The organism is Streptomyces sp. NPDC093591 (assembly GCF_044764885.1).
Lineage (GTDB): Bacteria > Actinomycetota > Actinomycetes > Streptomycetales > Streptomycetaceae > Streptomyces.
Window position 1 is genome coordinate 26,364 of the sequence record NZ_JBIWIY010000021.1, and the last position, 19,651, is coordinate 46,014.

Here is a 19,651-nt window from a genome sequence, read left to right on the forward strand (position 1 = left end):
GCGGGTGGGGGGTTGCGGGGCGGGCCGGGCTGGTCGGGCGCGGCCCGCCCCGAAAGGTTCAGCGGCAGTTACTTCGCCGGGAGCTCCACGCCGGTGGCCTTCGCCACGTCCTTGAGCATCTCCTCGGCGGCCTGGACGCCGATGCCGGACATCCACGTCTCGTCCGGCACCTCGAAGACCTTGCCGTCCTTCACGGCCGGGAGGTCCTTCCACACCGGGTTGGAGACGACCTGCTTCTTCTGGGTCTTGTCCTCGGCGTCGGCGGCCGTGACGAAGATCAGGTCGGCGTCGGCCTGGTCGATCTCCTCCGGGCTGACGTCCTTCATCGTGACCTCGGGGTCGCTGGAGATCTGCGACTTGGGCCGCTGGAAGCCGATGTCGTTCAGCACGACGCCGCTGTAGGAGTTGGACTGGTACAGGCGGGTCGGACCGGCGATGAAGCGGACCACGGACACGGTCGGCATGGTGCCGCCGTCCTTCTTCTTGATGGCCTCACCCAGCGCCTTGGCCTGCGTCTCGTACTCCTTCAGCTTGGCCGCGGCCTCCTTCTCCAGACCCAGCGCCTCGGCGTGGACCTTCAGGTTCTCCTTCCAGACACCGCCGGTGGTCTCGGTGAAGACGGTCGGGGCGATGGCGCTGAGCTTGTCGTAGACCTTCTCGTGCCGGACCTTGGAGGACAGGATCAGGTCGGGCTTCAGCGAGGCGATCTTCTCCAGGTTCGGCTCCAGGAGCGGGCCGACGTCGACCGTGTTCTTGAGCTCGCCGTCCAGGTACGTCGGGAAGCCTCCCGAGCTCTTGAAGTGCGGGGCGACCGCGCCGACCGGGTCGATGCCGAGCAGGGTGACGTCGTCCAGCTCACCGGTGTCGAGCACGACGACCCGCTCGGGCTGGGACGGGATCTTCACGTCGCCCATCACGGTCTTGAGGGTGCGCGGGAAGGCGGAGCTGTCACTGGCGGCCTTGGCCGTGTCGCTCTCGTTGGAGGAGTTCTCGCTGCCGCAGGCGGCCAGAACGGCCGTGCCGAGCACGACGGAGAGCAGCACGGCGATCAGCCGGCCGATTCCGCGCAGGGGAGATCGCATGAAAGGGGTCTTTTCTGTGAGAGGGGGAGTGATCAGGCGGTGGCGGCGCAGTGCCGCACCGCGCTGCTCTTGGGAACGACCAGCGGAGTGCCGGTCTCGGGGTCGGGAATCACCCGGCAGTCCACGTCGAACACGGACTTGACCAGCTCCGCGTCGAGGACGTCCGCCGGTGCGCCGGCGGCGGCGAGGCGGCCGTCCTTGAGGACCACCATGTGGTCCGCGTAGCGGGCGGCCTGACCGAGGTCGTGCAGCACCATCACCACGGTGCGGCCCGCCTCGGCGTGCAGGGCGGCGACCAGGTCGAGGACGTCGAGCTGGTGCCGCAGGTCGAGGAAGGTGGTCGGTTCGTCGAGCAGAAGCAGCTCGGTGTCCTGCGCCAACGCCAGCGCGATCCAGGCGCGTTGACGCTGACCGCCGGAGAGCTGGTCCACGGGGTGGTCGCGCAGCGCCGTGGTGCCGGTGCGCTCCAGGGCCTCGTCGACGGCCTTCTGGTCGGCGGCCGACCAGGGGCTCAGCAGCCGCTGATGGGGATAGCGGCCGAGCCGTACGAGCGCCTCCACGGTGATCGCCTCGGGAGTCACCGGCTGCTGCGGCAGCAGGCCCATGCGGCGGGCCAGGGAGCGGGCGGACATACGGTGGATGTCGGCACCGTCGAGCGCCACGGTGCCGGCCGCCGGGGCGAGGAGTCGGCTGAGCCCCCTCAACAGGGTGGACTTACCACAGGCGTTGGGGCCGACGATCGCCGTGACGGCGCCGCCCGGCAGCGTCAGGTCGAGACCGCCGACCACGATCCGGTCGCCGTAGCGCAGATCGAGGCCCTGCGTGGAGAGCTGGTTGGCGGGGGCGGGCATGTGCGGCTCCTGAAGACCGGTGGCGGGCAGCGGGGCGGGCTCTTTGCGGGCGCCGGTCATCGGTGACTCCTCTGGACGGGCGAGCTCTGGCGCAGCATCAGCACCAGCAGCCAGGGCGCGCCGAGCGTGGCGGTGGCCGCGCCGACCGGCAGCCCCTCGATCGGCAGCAGGTGCTGCACGACCAGGTCGGAGGCGAGCAGCAGCACCGCCCCGGTGAGCCCGGCGAGGGCGAGGGACGCGGCGGTCGGCGGCCCGGTGACGAACCGCACGATGTGCGGCACGGCGAGCGCGACGAACGTCACCGGCCCGGCGAGAGCGGCCGCCAGCGACGCCAACGCGACCGCGACGAGCAGCAGTTGGAGTCGTACGGCGGAGGTGCGCAGGCCCAGGGCGCCCGCCGAGTCGTCCCCGAGGTCGAGCACCGCCAGCTGCCGGTGCATCACCAGCGCGGCGGCGAGCGCCAGCAGCATCGCGCCGCCCGCGCCCCACACCTCCGCCCACGTCCGCCCGTACACCGAACCGGTCGTCCACTGCAGCGCCGACCCGGCGAGCTCGGCCGGAAAGCGCACGATCATCAGGTTCACGGCGGCGGCGAGGCCCGCCTGCACGGCGAGACCGGTGAGAACCAGCCGGGTGACCGCGAGCCCCGAGCGCCAGGCGAACACGCCCAGCAGCAGCGCCGAGAGCAGCCCGCCACCCAGCGCCCCGACCGGGATCAGTGCCTGCGAGGCCCCGGCGGCGATCAACGCGACCGCGCCCAGCGCCGCCCCGCCCGTCACACCCATGACGTCCGGAGAGGCCAGCGGATTGCGGAACAGCCGCTGCAGCACGAAACCCGCCGCGCCCAGCCCGGCACCGCCGACGATCGCCGCCACCGACCGCGGCGCCCGGAACTGCTGCACCACCAGCACATCGCCCGGATCACCGAGCCCGACCAGCGCCCGCAGCGCGGTGCCGGCGGGCATGGGTATCTCACCCGTCGTCAGGGAGAGGGTGAGCAGGACGAAGAGAGCGGCAAGACCGGCGGCGGCGAACATCAGGACGCGGCGACGGACACGCGCACGGGCCGAGGACTTCGTACGGAGAGGCAGTGCGACGCTGCTCATCGGGTCACCCTCCGTGCCAGCAGGGCGAGCAGGGGCGCGCCCAGGAACGCCGTCACGATGCCGACCTCCAGCTCGGAAGGGCGCATCACCATCCGGCCCAGCACGTCCGCCGCGAGCAGCAGCAGGGGACCGGCGATCAGACAGCCGGGCACCAGCAGGCGGTGGTCGCCGCCGAGCAGCGGCCGTACGAGATGGGGTGCGGCCAGCCCGATGAAGGCGATCGGACCGGCCACCGCCACCGCCGATCCGGCGAGCAGGACGACCGCGATGCCGCCGGCCAGCCGGATCCGGGCCACCGGAACGCCGAGCGCCTGGGCCGAATCGTCGCCCAGGGCAAGGGCGTTGAGGGCGGGGGAGACCGCGAGCGCGACCACCAGGCCGAGCAGCAGGGTCGGCAGGACCGGCCACAGCACGTCGAGGGTGCGGCCGGAGAGCGAACCGGCCAGCCAGAAGCGGGCCTCGTCCAGTGTGCGCTGGTTCATCAGCATGACCGCCGACGTCCAGGACAGCAGCACGAGTTGGAGGACGGTGCCGCCGAGGGCGAGCCGTACGGCGTCGATGTCCCCGGCGCGCCGGGCCAGCGCCTGCGCGAACAGGGCGGCCCCGGCCGCACCGGCGAACGCGAACCACACGTACTCGGCGGGGCTGTCGAGCTTCAGCGCGTAGATGGCCACGACGACCGCGAAACCGGCGCCCGCGTTGATGCCGAGCGTCGTCGGCGAGGCGAGGGGATTGCGGGTGATGCCCTGGGCGACGGCCCCGGCGACGCCGAGCGCGGCACCGACCGCGAGTCCGATGACGGTCCGGGGCAGGCGCAGCCCGGTCACCACCAGGGCTTCGCGTCCGTGAGCGTTTCCGAACAGCGCGTCGGCAACCGTGGACAGGGGCACGGAACGGGCGCCGAGGGCGAGGCTCAGGGCGGTGCAGAGAGTCAGGGCGCCGAGTCCGGCGAGGAGGAGGGGTATGTGCCGGAAGGCACGGAAGGGCACACCGATGGGCGCGCCCCGTTGGGTCGCAGTCACAAGCCGTGAGCTTAGGTTAGGCTTGCTTTATGTTTCAACTGCTGTGAGTTCACTGTGATGCGCACGATAGTTGATCACCGGTCATTGGTCGCGGCTGGCCTACCTGGCGGTTTTCGCTTGATCGCAAGTGTAAGGTAAGCCTTACCTACTCCGCTTCGCCGATACCTCGCACAGGGAGCACCGATGTCCGTGACCCCGACGCCCCCGTCGGTCGGCGCCGTCGCGCACACGCTCGGTGATGTCTACGCGCGCCTGACCGACCTCTGCGACGTGCTGTCCGTGCGGGTCGCCGACCCCGGCGCGGCGGGCATCCGAGGGGGAGTGTCGGCGGCGGAGCTGGTGAAGGACGAGGCCGTGCTCGACGCCTTCGTGGCGGCGGAGGCGGCCCGGATTCACGATCGCTACGGGGTCGTTCCGCGCCGCCATGTCGCCGCCTCGCGCGCCCTGCACGACTACGCGTGGTCGGTCTCGCTGCTCATGAGCGGTGCCTGGTACCTCGAACGCCGCGTGCCGCGGATCCGTCCCGAGGACCTGCGCCTGGACCTGGACTCGGCCGAGTTCACCCTCACGCCCGGAAGTGACCTCGCCTGTCTGGCCGACGACCCGGCGGCCGTCCTCCCGGGTGTGCTGACGGTCCCTCATGAAGAGGCGCTGCGTGCCGAGTTGCGTGCCGCCGTCGCCGATCACATGGGTCCGCTCCTGGATGCCATCGGCCCCGTCGCGCGCCGCGGCTCACGCGCCCTGTGGGGCCTGGTCGCCGACGACCTGGTCTCCGGTGTCTGGTATCTCGGCCGGACGCTCGGCCGCGAGGACGAAGCCGTGGCGGCGGCCACCCGGCTGTTGCCGGCCGCGGTGGCCCCGTACCCCGGCGGCGCCGACTTCCGCCACCTGACGACCGACGACGGACGACACCACCCGACACGCACCCGCGCCGGCTGCTGCATGTACTACACGATCCGCCCCGACGAGGCGTGCGCCACCTGCCCCCGCACCTGTGACGCGGAACGGCTGCGCCGACTGCAGGGCTGAGCCCGCTCGCCGCACCCCCGGTGCCGGGTCACTCGGCCGTCGCCAGGAACTGCGTCGCCGCGAGCTCCGCGTACAGCGGATCGGCCGCGACCAGTTCGCGGTGGGTACCCACCGCGCGCACCCGGCCCGCGTCCATCACCACGATCCGGTCGGCCATCGTCACCGTCGACAGCCGGTGCGCGACGACCAAAACCGTGGTCGTACGGGCGACATCGGCGACCGTGTCGCGCAGCGCCGCCTCGTTCACCGCGTCGAGTTGCGAGGTGGCCTCGTCCAGGAGCAGCAGGCGGGGGCGGCGCAGCAGGGCGCGGGCGATGGCGACGCGCTGGCGTTCGCCGCCGGAGAGCTTGGTGCCCCGGTGACCGACGAGCGTGTCCAGGCCGGCGGGCAGCCGGGAGACCAGGCCGTCCAGGCGCGTCGTCTTCAGTACGCGCGTGAGGGCGTCGTCGTCCGCGTCCGGGTTGCCCAGCAGCAGGTTGTCCCGCAGCGAACCGGACAGGACCGGGGCGTCCTGCTCCACATAGCCGATCGCGGAACGCAGTTGGCTCAGCTCCCACTCGGCGAGGTCCCGCCCGTCGAGCGTGATGCTCCCGTCCTCGGGGTCGTAGAACCGCTCGATGAGGGAGAACACGGTCGTCTTGCCCGCGCCGGACGGGCCCACGAACGCCGTCATGCCCTGGGCCGGCACGGCGAACGTCACCCCGTGGTGGACGTACGGCAGATCCTCGGCGTACCGGAAGCGCACGTCGTCGAACGCGACCGCGGCCGGCTCCGCCCCGGCGACGGGCAACGGCGCGGGCGCGGCGGCCGGTTCGGCGGGCAGCCGCAGCGCCTCCTGGATCCGGGCGAGCGCCGCCGAGCCCGTCTGGTACTGCGTGATCGCGCCGACCACCTGCTGGATCGGCGACATCAGATAGAAGACGTACAGCAGGAAGGCGACCAGCGTGCCGATGTCGATCGCCCCGGTCGCCACCCGTGCCCCGCCCACCGCGAGCACCGTGATGAACGCGATCTGCATGGCGAGTCCGGCCGTGTTGCCCGCCGCGGCCGACCACTTGGCGGCCCGTACGCTCTGCCGCCACGACTCCTCGGCGGCCTCGTGCAGCGTCCGCTCCTCCCGGTGCTCGGCCCCCGACGCCTTCACGGTGCGCAGCGCGCCGAGGATCCGCTCCAGCGAGGCCCCCATCACGCCGACCGCGTCCTGGGCCTGCCGGCTGGCCCGGTTGATGCGGGGCACGATCACGCCGAGGATCGTGCCGGCGGCCAGGATCACGGCGAGCGTGACGGCCAGCAGCACCGGGTCCACCAAACCCATCATCACCACCGTCGCCACCAGCGTCAGCCCGCCGGTGCCGAGGCCGACCAGCGAGTCGGTCGTGACCTCCCGCAGCAGCGTCGTGTCCGAGGTGATGCGGGCCATCAGATCGCCCGGCTCGCTGCGGTCCACGGCGGCGATGCGCAGCCGCAGCAGATACGACGACAGGGCGCGCCGCGCGCCGAGCACCACCGACTCGGCGGTGCGCCGCAGCACATACGAACCCAGCGCGCCCACCGCGGCGTTCGCGACCACCAGCCCGGACATGATCAGCAGCGCGCCGGTGATGGCCCGGTCGTGGGACAGGTCGTCGATCAACTCCCGCGCCACCAGCGGCAGCAGCAGCCCGGTGGCGCCCGTGACCAGCGAGAGCACGGCGCCCGCCAGCAGGGCCCACCGGTGCGGGCGCACGTAGCCCAGGAGCAGCCGCCAGGTGGGCGGGGCGGTTTCGGTCGCTGCGATGCTCACGGCGCTCCTCAGGAGTCGTACGGAGCATTCAGGCTACGTCGGCCCCCTCCCGCGGAGCCTGCCAGTTCCGTGCCACGGCCAGCGCCAGGGGCCGCCGGGCGCCGTCGGGCAGGCAGCCGTCGAGCATGCCGGTCAGGACGTCACCGGGCCCGAGCTCGACGCAGACGGTCACACCGTCGCGGTGCAGCCGGCCGACCGCGTCCGCGAAACGGACCGGCGCGCGCATCGCCCGCACCCAGAAGTCCGGCTCGGCCGCCTCGGCCCCGACGGGTTCGGCGGTGGTGTCGGAGAGCAGGGGCAGGCGCGGGGCCCGCAGGTCGAGCGGCTCCAAGGCGCGGCGGTAGTCGTCCAGCAGGGCGTCGAAGTGGGGGGAGTGGGGTGCCACGTCCAGGCGGAGCGGATGCGTTCGGCGTCCGCGGGCCGCCCACTCCTCGCAGATCCGCCGCACCGCCGCGCGGTCTCCCGAGACGACCACCGACCGTGGCCCGTTGACCGCCGCGATCACCGCTCCCGGACCCGGGCAGAGCTCTTCGGGGGACGCCTCCACGGCCGCCATGCACCCCGTCTTCGGCAGTGCGCCCGCCAGCCGGGCCAGCGTGCCGACCGCACGGCACGCGTCCGGCAGGGACAGCACGCCCGCCACGTGCGCGGCGGCCATGTGCCCGGCCGAGTACCCGAACAGCACGTCCGGGCGCACCCCCTGACTCTCCAGCAGCCGGTACTGCGCGATCTGCAGCGCGAAGATCGCCGGATACCCGTACGCGACCCGGTCCAGCAGGGCGGCGCCGGATGTACCCGCCTCGGCGAACATCACCTCCCGCAACGGCACGTCCACGTACGGGTCCAGCAGCCCGCACACCTCGTCGAGGGCGTCGGCGAACACCGGGCAGGAGCCGTGGAGCGCCCGCCCCATGCCCGGCTCCTGCGAGCCGGCGGCCGAGAACAGGAAGGCGACCCGCCCCCGCGGCACCCGCACCGGGTCCGCCGCCCGCTCGGGCACCTCGCACGCCCGCGTCAGCCGGGCCACCACCTCCTCGACCGACGCGCACACGACGATGCGCTCCAGATCCCCGGGATGCAGGAAGCCCTCGTCCCGCGCGTGCTCCAGGAAGGACAGCAGGGGGCGGTAGAAACCGGACGGGTCGAGGAGCAGACACGGCTTGCGGTGGATCCGCAGCTGCGCCCAGGACAGCACCTCCAGCAACTCCTCCGCCGTGCCCAGCCCGCCCGGCAGGGCCACGAAGGCATCGCCCTGCGCGGCCATCCGCGCCTTGCGCTCATGGATGTCCCCGACCACGACGAGATCGGTGAGTCCCGTGTGGGTGATCTCGTAGGGCAGCATCAGGCGCGGCACCACTCCGGTCACCGCCCCGCCGGCGCTCAGCGCCCCGTCCGCGAGGGCGCCCATGAGGCCGGTGCGCGCACCGCCGTAGACCAGCCGCAGGCCCGCACCGGCCAGCGCGCGGCCGAGTTCGGCGGCGGTGCGCACATGTCCGGGGCCGCGGCCGGGGGAGGCGCCGCAGAAGACGGTCACGGCGGTCACGGGGGTCGTGGCGGTCATGTCCACAGGCCGTACCCACTGGTCAGGACGCGGTACGGGTCGTACAGGTCCTTGGCGCGGACGAGATCGGGCCAGACGGGGCCGAAGTGGGCGCGCCAGTCCCCGGGCGACATCGGCAGCGCGCCGACCGGGTGGAGGACGCCGCCGACGGCCCTGGCCCGCTCGTACAGCGCCCGGTTGGCGGCGACCAGACGCCGTACGACGCCCGGGGCTGCGGGCGGTGCCGTGCGCATCAGGGCGAACAGACAGAGGAGTTCGCCCGCGGGCCTGCGCAGCAGCGGGGCGTGCAGTGTGCGGCCCGTCAGCGGGCGCAGCTGGACCGTGCCGCAGAACCGCAGGCCCTGCTGGGCGCCCTCGGCCAGCACGGCCGGGACGAAGGAGCCCGCCGCCTCCTCCGGCAGCAGCAGGGTGAGCCAGGGGTGCGGGCGGTCCCACTCACCCGTGGCGCGCAGCAGCCGCTCGTCGCGGTCCAGGCGGTGCACGTACTCGGCGTACGACAGGTCCGCGATCTCCTCGGTGTCGCGGTCGTGGTCCAGGTCGCCGATCAACAGCTCGTCGTCGGCGGGCGGCCCGCCGTCGTGCGGCACGACCGCCTCGATCATGTAGCGCCAGTTCCCGCCGAGCGCGGGGCGCGCCTGGCCCACGACATGGCTGAAGCGGCTGTCGCGGGCCAGGCGCCGCTGATCGGTGAGGTAAGTGGCCGGGGTGTCGTGATAAAGGCGGTAGCGGCGCACATGGGTCGGCGCGGGCACCAGGGCGAGGGTGGCGCTGAGGATCAGGGCGCACTGACCGAGCCCCGCCAGGACCGCGCGGAAGAGGTCCGGCCGCCGGTCGGGGGCGCAGACCAGCCGTTCACCGGTGCCGGTGACGACCTCCAGCTCCCGTACCCAGTCGGCCACCGGCCCGTACCGATGGCTGGAGCCGCCGAAACCGCCGGTGCTCAGCAGCCCGCCGACGCTGCCGCCGAGGTGGTCGGGCAGCACCGGTGGGGTGAGCCCCGCGGCGAGCGCGGCCCGTACGACGTCGCGCCACAGCGCGCCGGCCCCGGCGGTCAGCGTCCGCTCGCCCGGTGCACAGCGCACGGCGTCGAGGGCGGCCATGTCGACGACGTACCCGCCGTGCGCCTGCCCCTGCCCGTACACGGCCTGTCCCGCGCCGCGCGCGGAGACCGGCAGCCCGTGCGGCCCGGCGAAGCGGACGAGCTCCTGTACGTCGGCGGCGGAGCGGGCCGGGAGCACGCCGAGCGGACTGGAGCCGACGATATGGCCGAAATCGGTGGAGGCTTCCTTCACTTCCGACTTCCCCCCTGACTTCACCCCGGACGCGCCCGTCATGCCGCACGCTCCGGCATGCCGAGGTCGAATGCGGGGCCCGTCGTCGCGTTCTCGAAAATTTCGGTGAACACGCGATGTTGGAGAATGCCGTGCTCCGCATGCCGCTCGGCGATGAGATCGGCGATCCGACGCAGGATGTGTTCGGGGATTTCCTGTTTGTCGATGGTCCCTGCATCAAGTGAGTATTTGGCGCAGCATTCGAGCACCGCCTCGAATCCGTTGACGGACGCGGCCAGCCGCCGTTGCCGCGGATCGCGCCAGAGCGCGGCCAGCTCCTGGAGCAGACCCGGGCCGCAGACGCCCGGCGTGAGCATCTCGCGGGCCCGACGGGTCAGATCGGCGAGGTACACGTCGTACGCGGGAGGCGGGAGGAGACGGACCGTCAGTCGCCAGGCGAGCCGGGGCCGGCGGGCGCACAGCTCCCGCAGCAGCGAGATCGAGCCACCCTCGACGATCACCAGCCGATGCCGGTCGGCGAGCTGCTCCACGAGCGCGACGAGCGCGTCCGTGGCCTCGGTCGCGGACAGGTCGCCGTCGGCGAACGTCCGGTCCCCGAGCCAGTGGCGGCGCACGCCCGGCACCTCGGCCCCGGCGCGGGCGCTCGTGGTGGCGAGGTCGGTGAAGCACTGCAAGCGGTCGGCGACGACGATCGGGGCGCCGGTCGCCCGGGCCAGCTCGGTGGCCGCCGCGCTCTTGCCGACCCCGGTCGGCCCCGCGATCAGATGGACGAACGGACGGACCGTGGAGGACGTTTCGTTCTCTGCCATGGCGGGATGTCCCCTTCCGCTTCGGGTACGGGAAAGACCACTGCCAAGTTACGCAGCACGGCTGGTGCCGACACCCAGCGGAAAGCCTGGACCGGGCAAAGAGACGGCCACATTTCTGTGAGCTTGTTAAAGGTTCAAGCGGGACCAGTTGGAGAGGGCGACTTCGGGGAATTCCAAGCAATATGAGTGGCCGTCGCATTGTTTCTTGACGAATTCATGACGCGTCACAGGAACCCGTCCCCAGGAGGACATGCCGTGCACCCCGACATGCTGCAGGCCGTCGCCGAATCCCTGCCCGCCGCCCGCCCCGCCGGGCCGGCCGGGCGCGGCACCGTCCTGGTCGGCTACCGCGCCGTGGAGGAACTGGCGCGGTTCGCCACCGACCCGCGCTGGAGCGTCCACGTCCCCGGCCATCCGGACGAGGTACGTCATGCGATCGGGCGCGCGGTGCGGCGCGGCGAGCGGGCGTACGTGCATCTCACCGGGGAGTCCAACAGCGAGGCGCGCTGCCCGGCTGAGGGCTTCGAGCTCGTCCGGGAGGGGTTCGACGGCGTCGTCCTCGCGGTCGGCGCCACGCTCGACCCCGTGCTGCGCGCCACGGCCGGTCTCGACCTGGCCGTGCTCTACGCGGCCACCCTCCGCCCCTTCGACCACGTCGGCCTGCGCACCGCCGTACTGGCCGCCGACCACGCGGACGTGGTGCTCGTCGAGCCCGGACCGCCCGGCCTGTCGGCCCGGCATGTCGCCGAGACCCTGGTGCACGTACCGCACCGGCTGCTGCCCCTGGGGGACGCGGACGGCCTGGACGAGGACGTCCTCGCCCGGGCCGTCCCGGACTTCCTCAGGTGACCTACGCCTCCCCGCGCCGAGCCAGGGTGGCCAGCGTCGCCGTGAGGTCCGCCGGGCGCGGGCGGTTGTGCGGGAGCTTCGACAGCAGCACGGCCATGCCGCAGGTGTCGGTGAGCGCCGAGAAGACGAGGCCGCCCGCGACGCCGGCGGACAGCAACTGCCAGGCGGGGTGCAGGAGTCCGAGCCCGAGCCCGGTCAGGACGATCGCGCCCGCGGTGAAACGGACCTGGCGCTCCATGGACCAGGTGGCGCGCGAGGTCTCCGTCGGCCGGTGCAGCTCGTGCCCGCGTCGCGCCCAGCCCTGGGTTCCGCCTGTCAGGGTCATGGCCCGGATGCCGTGCTCGGCGAGCACGCGGCAGGCGTTCTCCGAGCGGGCCCCGGAGGCGCACACCACCAGGAGCTGCTCGCCGGGGATGCGGCCCAGGGCCGGCAGGGCGCTCTTGAGCCGGTCCAGGGGGACGTTCAGGGCGTCGGGCAGATGACCTGTGGCGTACTCGCCCGGCGTGCGGACGTCGAGGACGGTCAGGCCGGGCAGTCGGGTGCGGGCCTCGTCGACGTCGAGGGCGAGGGGGCCGTGGGGTGTGGTCATGGGAAATGAGATCCTTTCCGAGGAGGAGGTAAAATACCCCCAAGGGTATGTGGCGGGGTGTAGGGGAGTGATCGTGGAATTGCAGTTCGAGGGCGATGACCTCAAGTCGGTGCTGAACCGGCTGCGCCGGGCGCAGGGGCAGATCTCCGGAGTGATCAAGATGATCGAGGAGGGCCGCGACTGCGAGGACGTCGTCACCCAGCTGGCCGCCGCCTCCCGCGCCCTCGACCGGGCCGGCTTCGCGATCATCGCGACCGGGCTGCAGCAGTGCCTCACCGACGCCGAGAAAGGCCGGAGCAACGGCGAGACGACGGAGCAGCTGAAGGCACGGCTGGAGAAGCTGTTCCTGTCGCTGGCGTAGGGGCGCGGGCCCGGTCGCCAGGGGAAGATCCGGGCCGGGGCCGACAGGTCCGTTGTCGTACGCCCGGCTGTCACACGACGGCGTCGGCCAGCATGAACACGGCCACCGCCAGTAGCACGTACGCGAAGATCCGCTGAAGTGTGCCGCCCGAGACCTTCGCGGCGAGACGCTTGCCGTCCCACGCGCCGAGTATCGCGGCCGCGGCGAACGGCCCGACGGTGGTCCAGTCGAGGCTCACGGCAGAGCCGGCCCGGGCCGCCAGCGCGACCAGCGAGTTGACGGTGATGACCAGCAGACTGGTGCCCACGGCGGCCCGCATGCGCAGCCCCACCACGTTCACCAGCGCCGGTACGGCGAGGAAGCCCCCGCCCACCCCCAGCACCCCGGTCACCGCACCGAGACCCGCTCCGGCCCGGACGACCCGACCTCGGCGCACCGGCACGTCGTGATGCCGTACGGAGGCCGACGGCCGGAGCATGCGCAGGGCGGCGAGCGCGGCGATCACCGCGAACGCCGCGGTGAGCAGCCCGGGAGGCAGCCGCCCGGACAGCGCACCGCCGACCGCCGCCGGCAGCAGGCCCGCCCCGGCGAACAGCGCCCCGGCGCGCCACCGCACGGTGCCCTCGCGGGCGTGCGCGGTGAGCGCGGTGGCGGAGGTGACGGCGACGACGACCAGGCTCGCGGTGGCGGCCGCGGCGGGCGTGAAGCCGAGCAGGTACATCAACGCGGGCACGGCCAGCACGCTGCCGCCACCTCCGAGCGCCCCGAGCGCCAGCCCGGTGACACCGCCGGCGAGCAGGCCGAGGACGAGGGCGCTCACCGGGGTGGGCCGGGGGTACCCGCCCCCGACTCCGCCACCACGGGAAGCCCCGCCTCGGCCCAGGCCCGCATACCGCCGATGACGTCCACCACGTCCGTGCCGCCGCGCGCGGTGAGCAGGGCCGCGGCCTCGCGGGAGCGCTTGCCGGAGCGGCAGATCGCGACGATCGGGCGGCCCTGCGCGGCCTTCGGCAGCAACTCCCCGGCCGTGAGCGAGGACAGCGGCGCGAGGACAGCGCCCGGGGCGTGCCCCGCGGCCCACTCGTCGGGCTCGCGGACGTCCAGCAGGACGGCGTCCGAACCCACCCGCTCCTCGGCTTCGGCCGGGGTGATGCGCGCCATGGGGAGCCCGGCGTCGCGCGCCGCCGCGAACCCGTCGTCGACGGCAACCACGTCGCGTCCCGCCGCGTCGAGCAGCGAGGCGGCGATGGCGGCCCGCATGCCGCCGGCGCAGTGCACCCACACCGTGCCCTCCGGTATCTCCGTCAGCCGGCCGCGCAGTTGGTGCAGCGGAATGTGCAGCGAGCCCTTGATGTACTCGGCCTCGCGTTCGGAGTCGCGCCGCACGTCCAGGACCACCGCGCCGTCCTGCGCGGCCAGTGCGGCGAAGGTGGCGCGGGGGAAGGAGCGCGGCCGCTCGCCCTGCCGCGTCCAGTCGGCGGGGGAACCGGTCGCGGCCGCGGCCGGACGGTCGATGCCGACCCGCACGAGTTCCCGCTGGGCATCGGCCAGTTGGGCCGGTGTCTCGGCGAGCAGGGTGACCGGCTTGCCCCACGGCAGCAGCCAGGCCAGATAGGTCGCGAGCTGCCCCTCGGCCTCGAAGTTGAGCGACCCGGCGACATGCCCCTTCGCGAACGCGACCCGGTTGCGCAGATCCACCACCCACTCCCCGGCGGCCAGCCGTGCCGCGATCTCCTCGGCGTCGGCCGGGCGGGGCGGCGTCAGGTCCACCGGAGCCGGGCCCTGCGCGTTCGCCGGACCCATGTGCGCGTAGTACGCGGGGATGTCGTCCAGCCCGGCGAGCAGGTCGGCGACGAACGCGTCGACGTCCTTCACCAGAGCCTCGTTCACGGCACGCTCGCGCCCGATCGTCGTCACCGCCCCGCCCGCGGCCTGCGTGGCGGAGCAGAAGCTGCCGAAGCCGTGCGTCGGCAGGACCGCCGTCTCGTCCGGCAGCTCGGCGGCCAGCCGGTGCGCGGAGTCGTACTGCGCCCGCGCCAGCCTCCCCGTCAGCCCCGGCTCGACCAGGTCGGGCCGCCCGACGGTGCCGATGAGCAGGGAGCCGCCGGTGAAGACGGCCACGGAGCGCCCCGCCTCTTCCAGGACGTACGAGGTGTGGTGCGGGGTGTGCCCAGGGGTGGCCAGGGCGCGCAGCACCAGGCCGTCGTCGATCCGCGTACGGTCCCCGTCGGCGACCGGCACCCGCTCGTAGCCGACCCGTGCCGCGGCCGGCACGAGATAGGCGGCGCCGGTGATCCGGGCCAGCTCCAGGCCCCCGGTCACGTAGTCGTTGTGGACGTGGGTCTCCACGACGTGGGTGATGCGCACGTCCCGACGCGCGGCGGCCGCGATCACCCGGTCGATGTCCCTGGGCGGATCGACCACCGCGGCGCTGTGCGCGCCGCCCGCCAGATAGCCGCGGTTGCCCAGTCCCGGCACGTCGATGGTGTCGACGAAGTACACGGCGGCACTCCTCTCCTGTGTCCTGGTGAAGCCGGTGAGCCCCGGTCGGAGATTTACCCCCGGGGGTATGTGAACCACAGTAGCAGGGTACCCCCGGGGGTATTCCTGGGAGGTGGTTGGAAGCGGATGTGAAGGCCTTCGCGCGTGCCTTTACCGATCAGTCACGTCTAGGGTCGGAGGTGGACGGAGAGCCGCCTAGTGAAGGGTTCAGCACCATGGCGCAGGAAGTACGGGGCGTGATCGCACCGGGCAGGGACGAGGCCGTGCGCCTGGAGACGATCGTCGTGCCGGACCCGGGGCCGGGAGAAGCCGTCGTACAGGTGCAGGCCTGCGGGGTCTGTCACACCGACCTGCACTACAAACAGGGCGGCATCAGCGACGACTTCCCCTTCCTGCTGGGCCACGAGGCGGCCGGCGTGGTGGAGTCGGTCGGCGCCGGTGTCACGGACGTCGCGCCCGGTGACTTCGTGATCCTCAACTGGCGTGCGGTGTGCGGGACATGCCGGGCCTGTCTGCGCGGCCGGCCCTGGTACTGCTTCGACACCCACAACGCGAAGCAGAAGATGACCCTGGCCTCGACCGGACAGGAGCTCTCCCCGGCGCTCGGTATCGGCGCCTTCGCGGAGAAGACCCTCGTCGCGGCCGGGCAGTGCACCAAGGTCGACGCGGCGGTGGCCCCGCAGGTCGCCGGTCTCCTGGGCTGCGGCGTGATGGCCGGGATCGGTGCCGCGATCAACACCGGCAACGTCGGCCGGGGCGACACGGTCGCGGTGATCGGCTGCGGTGGCGTCGGCGACGCGGCGATCGCCGGATCGAATCTGGCGGGAGCGGCGAAGATCATCGCCGTGGACATCGACGACCGCAAGCTGGACAAGGCCCGCACGATGGGCGCCACCCACACGGTCAACTCGCGCGAGACCGACCCGGTGGCGGCGATTCGCGAGCTGACCGGCGGCTTCGGCGCGGACGTGGTGATCGAGGCGGTCGGCCGTCCGGAGACGTACAAGCAGGCCTTCTACGCCCGCGATCTCGCCGGCACCGTCGTCCTCGTCGGCGTGCCCACCCCCGAGATGAAGCTGGAGCTGCCGCTGCTGGACGTCTTCGGCCGCGGCGGCGCGCTGAAGTCGTCCTGGTACGGCGACTGTCTGCCCTCCCGGGACTTCCCGATGCTGATCGACCTGCATCTGCAAGGCCGCCTGGACCTGGAGGCGTTCGTGACCGAGACCATCCAACTGGACGAGGTGGAGAAGGCGTTCGAGCGGATGCACCACGGCGACGTCCTGCGCTCGGTGGTGATGCTCTGATGGCCGCCCGCATCGAACGCCTCGTCACCTCCGGACAGTTCAGCCTCGACGGCGGCACCTGGGACGTCGACAACAACGTGTGGATCGTCGGCGACGACCACGAGGTCATCGTCATCGACGCCGCCCATGACGCCGACGCCATCGCCGAGGCCGTCGGCGACCGGCGCCTCACCGCGATCGTGTGCACCCACGCCCACAACGACCACATCGACGCCGCGCCCGCCCTGGCCGACCGCACCGGCGCCACGATCTGGCTCCACCCCGACGACCTGCCGCTGTGGAAGCAGACCCATCCGGACCGCGACCCCGACGCCCACCTCCAGGACGGGCAGATCATCGAGGCCGTGGGCGCCGACCTCACGGTCCTGCACACGCCCGGTCACGCGCCGGGCGCGGTCTGCCTGTACGACCCCGGACTGGGGGTCGTCTTCACCGGCGACACCCTCTTCCAGGGCGGCCCCGGCGCCACCGGCCGCTCCTACTCCCACTTCCCGACGATCATCGACTCGATCCGCGCCCGCCTCCTCACCCTCCCGCCCGAGACCAAGGTCCTCACCGGCCACGGCGACGCGACCACCATCGGCGCGGAGGCGCCGCAGCTGCAGGAGTGGATCGACCGGGGCCACTGAGGCCGGAAACCGCCGTCAGGGCCGGAAACCCAATGGTCGGAGACGAGAGCCGGCCATACGATCGCGCACCATGACCACCAACACGCTCGTGACCCTGCATGACGTACGCGTCCTGCGCTGCGCTCCCGACGGCCCGCCCCTGGACGGCGAGAGCGCGGCGCTCGATCTCATCGGCGACGCCTACGGGCAGGACGCCACGCTGGTCGCGGTGCCGGTCGAGCGGGTCGCCGACGCGTTCTTCCGGCTGAAGTCGGGCGTCGCGGGCGCGGTCATGCAGAAGTTCGTGAACTACCGGGTGCGCCTCGCCGTCGTCGGCGACGTCTCCCGCCACATCGCCGAGAGCACGGCCCTGCGCGACTTCGTCCACGAGACCAACAACGGCGGGCACATCTGGTTCCTGCCGACCTACGACGCACTCGACGCGCGACTGCGCCCGGCAGAGTGACCGCTCGGCAGACCGAGTAAAAGACGACAGAAGATGTCCGGCTTCCCCGGCACCCTCGATAGCGACATCGCTCGTACAGGGTCGGGAGGCCGGACATGTCACTGCCGCTCAAGGACAAGGTCGCACTGGTCGCGGGGGCAACACGGGGAGCCGGACGGGGCATCGCCGTCGAACTCGGCGCGGCCGGCGCCACCGTCTACGTGACGGGGCGCAGTACCCGCGCCCGGCGCTCGGAGTACGACCGCCCCGAGACGATCGAGGACACCGCCGACCTGGTCACCGAGGCCGGCGGCCACGGCGTCGCCGTACCCACCGACCACCTCGACCCGGCACAGGTCCGCACCCTCGTCGACCGCATCGCGGACGAACAGGGCCGCCTCGACATCCTCGTCAACGACATCTGGGGCGGCGAGAAGCTCTTCGCCTGGGACAGCCCGATCTGGGAGCACGACCTCGACAAGGGCCTCAGGCTGCTGCGGCTCGCGGTCGAGACCCACGCGATCACCAACCACCACGCCCTGCCCCTGCTCCTGCGCCACCCCGGCGGACTGGTGGTCGAGATGACCGACGGCACGGCCGACTACAACGGCGACCACTACCGGAGCTCCTTCTTCTACGACCTCGCCAAGTCATCCGTCCTGCGCATGGCCTTCTCCCTCGGCCACGAACTCGGACCGCGCGGCGCCACGGCCGTCGCGCTGACCCCGGGCTGGCTGCGCTCGGAGATGATGCTGGAGGCCTTCGGGGTGCGGGAGGACAACTGGCGCTACGCCCTCGAACGCGTCCCGCACTTCGCCATCTCCGAGACGCCGCGCTATGTCGGCCGCGCCGTCGCCGCCCTCGCCGCCGACCCCGGCGTGTCCCGCTGGAACGGCGCGTCCCTCTCCAGCGGGCAGCTCGCACAGGTCTACGGCTTCACGGACCTCGACGGCAGTCGCCCCGACGCGTGGCGGTATCTCGTCGAGGTCCAGGACGCGGGGAAGCCGGCGGACACGGCGGGTTACCGCTGAGACGGCACCGGTTCGCCCGTGCGCAGCGGCCAGCGCGCGGAGTGGCCGGGCGGCAGGCCGAGGTCCTCCCGCACCGCCGTGTAGTAGCCCTCACGTCCGGCGCGCTGCCGCTCCAGGAGTGCCCGCCAGGCCTCGGGATCCCTCCTGCTCTCGCGCACGAACCGCTCCATCTCCATGGCCGTCACGACCCACGTCCGTGCCTTGTCGACCACCTCGGGGCTGCCCAGCATGATCAGTGCCTCACCCGAGGGGTCCCGGCGAGTGGTGGCGTCGGCCAGCAGCGGCTTGGCCTCCTCGAGGGGCAGGGGATCCGGGTGCGGGTCGTTGCCGAGTTCGGCCGCGACCCGGTACGTCACCGTGACCGTCTTCTTCACCGACTGCGCGTAGTCGGCGTACACCGCGAGCCGCCGCTCCTCCCAGCGCGCCGCCTGCTCCCGCCGGAACCTCACCTGGTCGCCCCGCACGACCACCAGATACGAACCGAGCGCGCCGATGACGACGCCGATGAGCGCGGGGAGTTGCTGAATGAACGCGGACATGGCGGAACGCTATCTGCCCGGACGATCACTGCGGCAGTACGGTTCGGCGTCATGACGGACACAACACGCTTCGCGGGCCACGGAGTTCTCGTCACCGGCGCTGCTCGCGGCATCGGCGCCGCCACCGCCCGACGGTTCGCGCAGGAGGGCGCCCGGGTGCTGGTGACCGACAGGGACGGGCCGGAGGCCGAGGAGACCGCGGCGACGCTGCGGGAGGACGGCCTTGCGGCGCAGGCGCTCGTGTGCGACGTGGCGGACCGTGCGTCCGTCGAGGCGGCCGTCGCCCACGCCGTCGGCACCTTCGGCTCCCTCGACGTCCTGGTCAACAGCGCGGCCTCCTGCACCCCCGACACCCCGCTCTTCGAGGACGGTCCGGACGACGCGTGGGCCCGCGACCTCGACGTCACCCTGACCGGTACCTATCGCTGCTGCCGCGCCGCCCTCCCGCACCTGGCGGCCACCGGCCACGGCGCCATCGTGAACATCGGCTCCGTCAACGGCCTCCAGGACTTCGGCAACCACGCCTACAGTGCCGCCAAGGTCGGCCTCGGCTCCCTCACCCGCACCCTCGCCGGCCACGCCGCCGCCCGCGGCGTCCGCGTCAACCTGGTCACGCCCGGCACGGTGCGCACCTCGGCGTGGGAGGGGCGGGACGCGGAGCTCGACGCGATCCGCCCGCTGTACCCCCTGGGGCGGGTCGGCGAACCCGAGGACATCGCCGCGGCCGTCGCCTTCCTGGCGTCCCGCGACGCGGCCTGGATCACCGGCACCACCCTCACCGTCGACGGCGGGCTGACAGCGGTCAACACGGGCTTCCACGCGGGGACACGGGGGCGGGCAGACGCATGAGCGGCCCGTCGGACGGCTCCCCGTCGAGGTGGCGAGGAG

General features: G+C 72.7%; 20 protein-coding genes. 8 read left to right on the top strand and 12 right to left on the bottom strand.

The features are described 5' to 3' along the window. Positions 1-68: 68 nt before the first annotated feature. The 4 genes from ACIREI_RS37130 to ACIREI_RS37145 are packed head-to-tail and all read right to left on the bottom strand — an operon-like array spanning position 69 to position 4,028. Complete coding sequence (locus tag ACIREI_RS37130) at positions 69-1,082, bottom strand: ABC transporter substrate-binding protein (RefSeq protein ID WP_403342721.1); 1,014 nt, start codon at positions 1,080-1,082, stop codon at positions 69-71. Between the two features lie 32 nt (positions 1,083-1,114). Further along, complete coding sequence (locus ACIREI_RS37135) at positions 1,115-1,933, bottom strand: ABC transporter ATP-binding protein (protein WP_403343152.1); 819 nt, start codon at positions 1,931-1,933, stop codon at positions 1,115-1,117. A 56-nt stretch (positions 1,934-1,989) separates the two neighbouring features. Beyond that, positions 1,990-3,039 carry a FecCD family ABC transporter permease gene (locus ACIREI_RS37140; protein WP_403342724.1) on the bottom strand — a complete coding sequence of 350 codons (1,050 nt, stop codon included), beginning with the start codon at positions 3,037-3,039 and terminating at the stop codon, positions 1,990-1,992. Beyond that, a complete protein-coding gene (locus tag ACIREI_RS37145) occupies positions 3,036-4,028 on the bottom strand; it encodes a FecCD family ABC transporter permease (protein WP_403343155.1) in 993 nt (330 codons plus the stop codon). The genes ACIREI_RS37140 and ACIREI_RS37145 overlap by 4 nt, the downstream gene beginning before the upstream one ends. Positions 4,029-4,244: 216 nt before the next feature. Here ACIREI_RS37145 and ACIREI_RS37150 point away from each other — a divergent pair, with 216 nt between their 5' ends. Then, the gene (locus ACIREI_RS37150; RefSeq protein WP_403342727.1) at positions 4,245-5,090 is read left to right on the top strand and encodes a (2Fe-2S)-binding protein; all 846 of its coding nucleotides are present in this window, start codon (positions 4,245-4,247) and stop codon (positions 5,088-5,090) included. A gap of 28 nt (positions 5,091-5,118) precedes the next feature. On the opposite strand, the gene ACIREI_RS37155 is transcribed toward ACIREI_RS37150, so the two are convergent. The 4 genes from ACIREI_RS37155 to ACIREI_RS37170 are packed head-to-tail and all read right to left on the bottom strand — an operon-like array spanning position 5,119 to position 10,535. Then, entirely contained in the window at positions 5,119-6,873 is a 1,755-nt protein-coding gene (locus ACIREI_RS37155; protein WP_403342729.1) for an ABC transporter ATP-binding protein, read from the bottom strand. A 28-nt stretch (positions 6,874-6,901) separates the two neighbouring features. Next, the gene (locus ACIREI_RS37160) at positions 6,902-8,434 is read right to left on the bottom strand and encodes a TIGR00730 family Rossman fold protein (protein ID WP_403342732.1); all 1,533 of its coding nucleotides are present in this window, start codon (positions 8,432-8,434) and stop codon (positions 6,902-6,904) included. Then, a complete protein-coding gene (locus ACIREI_RS37165) occupies positions 8,431-9,726 on the bottom strand; it encodes an FAD-binding protein (protein ID WP_403342735.1) in 1,296 nt (431 codons plus the stop codon). Before ACIREI_RS37165 ends, ACIREI_RS37160 begins: the two co-directional genes overlap by 4 nt. 38 nt (positions 9,727-9,764) lie before the next feature. After that, positions 9,765-10,535 carry an isopentenyl transferase family protein gene (locus ACIREI_RS37170; protein ID WP_403342738.1) on the bottom strand — a complete coding sequence of 257 codons (771 nt, stop codon included), beginning with the start codon at positions 10,533-10,535 and terminating at the stop codon, positions 9,765-9,767. 255 nt (positions 10,536-10,790) lie between these two features. Between ACIREI_RS37170 and ACIREI_RS37175 the strand changes: the two genes are divergently transcribed. Beyond that, entirely contained in the window at positions 10,791-11,384 is a 594-nt protein-coding gene (locus tag ACIREI_RS37175) for a transketolase (RefSeq protein ID WP_403342740.1), read from the top strand. Position 11,385: 1 nt separating this feature from the next. Here the strand turns inward: ACIREI_RS37175 and ACIREI_RS37180 are convergent, their stop codons facing one another. Further along, positions 11,386-11,973, bottom strand: a complete 588-nt coding sequence (locus ACIREI_RS37180) for a rhodanese-like domain-containing protein (protein ID WP_403342743.1) — start codon at positions 11,971-11,973, stop codon at positions 11,386-11,388. Positions 11,974-12,046: 73 nt separating this feature from the next. Between ACIREI_RS37180 and ACIREI_RS37185 the strand changes: the two genes are divergently transcribed. Then, the gene (locus ACIREI_RS37185) at positions 12,047-12,334 is read left to right on the top strand and encodes a metal-sensitive transcriptional regulator (RefSeq protein ID WP_403342746.1); all 288 of its coding nucleotides are present in this window, start codon (positions 12,047-12,049) and stop codon (positions 12,332-12,334) included. A 70-nt stretch (positions 12,335-12,404) separates the two neighbouring features. Here the strand turns inward: ACIREI_RS37185 and ACIREI_RS37190 are convergent, their stop codons facing one another. Next, positions 12,405-13,154, bottom strand: a complete 750-nt coding sequence (locus tag ACIREI_RS37190; RefSeq protein WP_403342749.1) for a sulfite exporter TauE/SafE family protein — start codon at positions 13,152-13,154, stop codon at positions 12,405-12,407. Beyond that, positions 13,151-14,836 (bottom strand): rhodanese-like domain-containing protein, encoded by a 1,686-nt coding sequence (locus tag ACIREI_RS37195; protein WP_403342752.1) that lies wholly within the window; start codon positions 14,834-14,836, stop codon positions 13,151-13,153. The genes ACIREI_RS37190 and ACIREI_RS37195 overlap by 4 nt, the downstream gene beginning before the upstream one ends. A 215-nt stretch (positions 14,837-15,051) precedes the next feature. Here ACIREI_RS37195 and ACIREI_RS37200 point away from each other — a divergent pair, with 215 nt between their 5' ends. The 4 genes from ACIREI_RS37200 to ACIREI_RS37215 all read left to right on the top strand — a co-directional run bounded on the left by ACIREI_RS37200 (position 15,052) and on the right by ACIREI_RS37215 (position 18,224). Continuing rightward, positions 15,052-16,140 (top strand): S-(hydroxymethyl)mycothiol dehydrogenase, encoded by a 1,089-nt coding sequence (locus tag ACIREI_RS37200; RefSeq protein WP_403342755.1) that lies wholly within the window; start codon positions 15,052-15,054, stop codon positions 16,138-16,140. Further along, entirely contained in the window at positions 16,140-16,769 is a 630-nt protein-coding gene (locus ACIREI_RS37205; protein ID WP_403342757.1) for an MBL fold metallo-hydrolase, read from the top strand. Before ACIREI_RS37200 ends, ACIREI_RS37205 begins: the two co-directional genes overlap by 1 nt. Positions 16,770-16,839: 70 nt before the next feature. After that, positions 16,840-17,214: a DUF4180 domain-containing protein gene (locus ACIREI_RS37210; RefSeq protein WP_403342760.1), complete on the top strand. Its 375-nt coding sequence runs from the start codon at positions 16,840-16,842 to the stop codon at positions 17,212-17,214. A gap of 95 nt (positions 17,215-17,309) precedes the next feature. Further along, positions 17,310-18,224, top strand: coding sequence for an SDR family oxidoreductase (locus tag ACIREI_RS37215; protein ID WP_403342763.1), 915 nt, complete (start codon positions 17,310-17,312; stop codon positions 18,222-18,224). Here ACIREI_RS37215 and ACIREI_RS37220 read toward each other — a convergent pair. After that, entirely contained in the window at positions 18,215-18,763 is a 549-nt protein-coding gene (locus ACIREI_RS37220) for a hypothetical protein (protein ID WP_403342766.1), read from the bottom strand. The two genes, ACIREI_RS37215 and ACIREI_RS37220, sit on opposite strands and share 10 nt — an antisense overlap. Positions 18,764-18,814: 51 nt before the next feature. Between ACIREI_RS37220 and ACIREI_RS37225 the strand changes: the two genes are divergently transcribed. Further along, on the top strand, positions 18,815-19,612 hold the full coding sequence (locus ACIREI_RS37225) for an SDR family NAD(P)-dependent oxidoreductase (protein ID WP_403342769.1): 798 nt from the start codon (positions 18,815-18,817) through the stop codon (positions 19,610-19,612). Positions 19,613-19,651 lie beyond the last annotated feature (39 nt).

Coding starts and splice junctions, on each gene's coding strand:
- ACIREI_RS37130 (WP_403342721.1), bottom strand. CDS start 1,082: ATGCGATCTCCCCTGCGCGGAATCGGCCGGCTGATCGCCGTGCTGCTC.
- ACIREI_RS37135 (WP_403343152.1), bottom strand. CDS start 1,933: ATGCCCGCCCCCGCCAACCAGCTCTCCACGCAGGGCCTCGATCTGCGC.
- ACIREI_RS37140 (WP_403342724.1), bottom strand. CDS start 3,039: ATGAGCAGCGTCGCACTGCCTCTCCGTACGAAGTCCTCGGCCCGTGCG.
- ACIREI_RS37150 (WP_403342727.1), top strand. CDS start 4,245: ATGTCCGTGACCCCGACGCCCCCGTCGGTCGGCGCCGTCGCGCACACG.
- ACIREI_RS37160 (WP_403342732.1), bottom strand. CDS start 8,434: ATGACCGCCACGACCCCCGTGACCGCCGTGACCGTCTTCTGCGGCGCC.
- ACIREI_RS37170 (WP_403342738.1), bottom strand. CDS start 10,535: ATGGCAGAGAACGAAACGTCCTCCACGGTCCGTCCGTTCGTCCATCTG.
- ACIREI_RS37180 (WP_403342743.1), bottom strand. CDS start 11,973: ATGACCACACCCCACGGCCCCCTCGCCCTCGACGTCGACGAGGCCCGC.
- ACIREI_RS37200 (WP_403342755.1), top strand. CDS start 15,052: ATGGCGCAGGAAGTACGGGGCGTGATCGCACCGGGCAGGGACGAGGCC.
- ACIREI_RS37205 (WP_403342757.1), top strand. CDS start 16,140: ATGGCCGCCCGCATCGAACGCCTCGTCACCTCCGGACAGTTCAGCCTC.
- ACIREI_RS37210 (WP_403342760.1), top strand. CDS start 16,840: ATGACCACCAACACGCTCGTGACCCTGCATGACGTACGCGTCCTGCGC.
- ACIREI_RS37215 (WP_403342763.1), top strand. CDS start 17,310: ATGTCACTGCCGCTCAAGGACAAGGTCGCACTGGTCGCGGGGGCAACA.
- ACIREI_RS37220 (WP_403342766.1), bottom strand. CDS start 18,763: ATGTCCGCGTTCATTCAGCAACTCCCCGCGCTCATCGGCGTCGTCATC.
- ACIREI_RS37225 (WP_403342769.1), top strand. CDS start 18,815: ATGACGGACACAACACGCTTCGCGGGCCACGGAGTTCTCGTCACCGGC.